The following is a 2,888-nucleotide window of genomic DNA, read 5'->3' as shown; positions in this document are numbered from 1 at the left end:
TGGTCGTGGTCGGATTGTTCGATTACGACAACGACAACGACAACGACAACGACAACGACAGCGTACCCGGGGCACGCTTGCACGTTGACACCGGGCGCCGCGACACGTAACCTTGTCGATCTTTCCGGGGCGTAGCGCAGCCTGGTAGCGCACCTGAATGGGGTTCAGGTGGTCGGAGGTTCAAATCCTCTCGCCCCGACCAATTGTGAATCGGGCGGTAACGGAGCCATCTGTTACCGCCCTTTTCCGTTTTGACCTCCCGGACACCCTGCCGCGGTGCACAGCGGAGCCTGTGTCGGCACCCCCGGCCCCATCCCTCGATTTTCCGGCAGTCCCCGCCCATGTCCCTGAACAGCAGCGAAGAAATCATCGAGGACCTGCGCGCCGGGCGCATGGTCATCATCATGGACGACGAGGATCGGGAAAACGAGGGAGACCTCCTGCTCGCCGCCGATTGCGTCACGGCGGAGGCGGTCAACTTCATGGCCCGCTTCGGGCGCGGTCTGATCTGTCTCACCCTGACCCAGGAGCGGTGCGAGCGACTGCGCCTGCCGCTCATGGTGAGCGACAACCAGACCCCATACAACACCGCCTTTACCGTCTCCATCGAGGCAGCCGAGGGTGTCAGCACCGGGATCTCCGCCGCCGACCGCGCCGTCACCATCCGGGCCGCGGTGGCGTCGGACGCCGACCCCGCGGACCTGGTCCAACCGGGACACATCTTTCCGGTGATGGCCCAGCCGGGCGGGGTGCTGGTGCGCGCCGGCCACACCGAGGCCGGCTGCGACCTGGCCCGCCTGGCCGGCTTCGAGCCCGCCGCGGTCATCGTCGAGATCCTGAACGATGACGGCAGCATGGCGCGCCGCCCGGACCTGGAGGCGTTCGCCGCGACCCACGGGATCAAGATCGGCACCATCGCCGACCTGATCCACTATCGGGTGCGCCACGAAAAGTCCGTCTCCCGGGTCTGCGAGTGCGAACTGCCCACCGAATTCGGGACCTTCCGGGTGGTGGCCTTCCGCGACAACATCGACAACGAGATTCACCTGGCCCTCACCATGGGCGAGATCGACCCCGAGCGGCCGACCCTGGTCCGGGTGCACCTGCAGAACACACTGTGCGATCTGTTCGGCACCCGTCACCCCGGCTGCGGCTGGCCCTTGCAGTCGGTCATGGCGCGGATCGCGCAGACCGGCCAAGGCGTCATCGTCATCCTGCGCAACCGCGACGGCGCCCTGGATCTCCTGGCCCGTCTGCGTACCCTCCAGACGCACGACGGTCCGGACCCGCTGCCGGTGCGGCGCCCGAAGGATCGCAGCGAACTGCGCACCTATGGCATCGGCGCCCAGATCCTGGCCGATCTCGGGGTGCGCAAGATGCGGGTCATGAGCGCGCCCAAGGCCATGCACGGCATCTCCGGGTTCGACCTGGAGGTCGTGGAATACGTCGGCGGCGAGCACTGAGGTTGGTTACGAATTATGTCCGCAAATGAACGCTGACCATTGGAAGACCGGACCATGACCATCAAGACCATCGAGGGCGTCCTGCGCGCCGACCAGGCCCGTTTCTGTCTGGTGGTAGCGCGGTGGAATGCCTTTATCGTGGAGCACCTGGAGAGGGGCGCGCTGGACGCGCTGCTGCGCCACGGGGTGGCGGAGTCCGACCTCACCATCGTGCGGGTACCGGGCGCCTTCGAGATGCCGGTGGCGATCGAGCGTATCGCCAGGAAGGGCGGCTATGACGCCATCATCGCCCTGGGCGCGGTGATCCGCGGCGGCACCCCGCATTTCGAGTATGTGGCGGGCGAGTGCGTCAAGGGCATGGCGCAGGTGAGCCTCAAGTACGGCCTGCCGGTCGCCTTCGGGGTCCTCACGGTCGACAGCATCGAGCAGGCCGTCGAGCGCGCCGGCACCAAGGCCGGCAACAAGGGTGCGGAGGCCGCCCTGTCGGCCTTGGAGATGGTCGACCTGCTGCGGCAGTTGGGCTGAGGCCGCCATGGCCAAGCCCCCCAGCGACCGGGTCGGCGTCAGCCCCCGCACCCAGGCCCGGCGCTACGCCGCCCTGGCCCTCTATCAATGGCACCTGACGCGGGAGGACCCGGCCACCATCCGCGCGCACATGCTCAATGACCCGGAGTGGCTGGACGCCCTGACCAACTCTCTGAGCGGGGCCGAGGAAGACGCCGTCGTCGATCCCAAGAACCGCTTCAAGTTCAACCTGGAACTCTTCGACGGTCTGATGAAGGGCGTGCCCGCCGAGGTCGCCGCGCTCGACGCGGCGCTCAATGGCGTGCTCGACCGCCCCCTTACCCAGGTCGACCCGGTGGAACTGGCCATCCTGCGCATCGGCGCCTACGAGATCCTCTTCTCCCCCGCGATCCCCGCCGGTGTCGCCATCAACGAGGCGGTCGAACTCACCAAGCTCCTGGGTGCCCACGAGGGTCACCGCTATGTCAACGGTGTACTCGACAAGCTCGCGCGCCGGGCCGCCGCCCGCAGTGCCGGGGGCTGATCTGGGGACAGGTTCAATTTCCGGCCTGCGCGTTTGCGCGCCCCTGGCTGGTGCCGGTTTCCCGGCCTTGTTCCAGGGTACCAGCCACCCCGCTCAGAGCGAGGTGAGTGGTCCGCGCAGCGGACCCTACGGGTGGGGTCGATGAGCTTGGCTGATTCGCTCCACGGGACTGCGGCGCCCGCCGGCTAGCGGTCATGGCACCCGCGCCACCCCGGAACATGAAAGCCCTCTCGACCGCTAGCTCGATGGCCGGCGTGCGCGGCGGCGTAGTCAGGGCTTCCAGCCCTGACTGTTCCAGCCCCGAAACCGTCAGGCCAGGATGGCCTGACTACGCACTTTAACGGTAAAGCCTCGACCTCCGGTTGGGGGCGCATCCA

At 67.4% G+C, this 2,888-nt stretch carries 3 protein-coding genes and 1 tRNA gene; all 4 read left to right on the top strand.

Annotated features, from left to right (window positions below):
- The first annotated feature begins 125 nt into the window (after window positions 1-125).
- The 4 genes from QZY48_RS17520 (at window position 126) to nusB (ending at window position 2,511) form a co-directional block, all read left to right on the top strand.
- A tRNA-Pro gene (locus tag QZY48_RS17520) sits at window positions 126-202 on the top strand.
- Window positions 203-341: 139 nt separating this feature from the next.
- Window positions 342-1,463 (top strand): bifunctional 3,4-dihydroxy-2-butanone-4-phosphate synthase/GTP cyclohydrolase II, encoded by a 1,122-nt coding sequence (gene ribBA / locus QZY48_RS17515; RefSeq protein WP_295433387.1) that lies wholly within the window; start codon window positions 342-344, stop codon window positions 1,461-1,463.
- Window positions 1,464-1,517: 54 nt separating this feature from the next.
- Window positions 1,518-1,988 (top strand): 6,7-dimethyl-8-ribityllumazine synthase, encoded by a 471-nt coding sequence (gene ribE / locus QZY48_RS17510; protein WP_295433385.1) that lies wholly within the window; start codon window positions 1,518-1,520, stop codon window positions 1,986-1,988.
- Between the two features lie 7 nt (window positions 1,989-1,995).
- Entirely contained in the window at window positions 1,996-2,511 is a 516-nt protein-coding gene (gene nusB, locus QZY48_RS17505) for a transcription antitermination factor NusB (RefSeq protein ID WP_295433382.1), read from the top strand.
- Window positions 2,512-2,888 lie beyond the last annotated feature (377 nt).

This window comes from uncultured Thiodictyon sp. (genome assembly GCF_903828115.1).
Classification (GTDB): Bacteria; Pseudomonadota; Gammaproteobacteria; order Chromatiales; family Chromatiaceae; genus Thiodictyon.
Note: the sequence above shows the minus strand (reverse complement) of the source record. Positions and strands in the feature narration are given on the sequence as shown.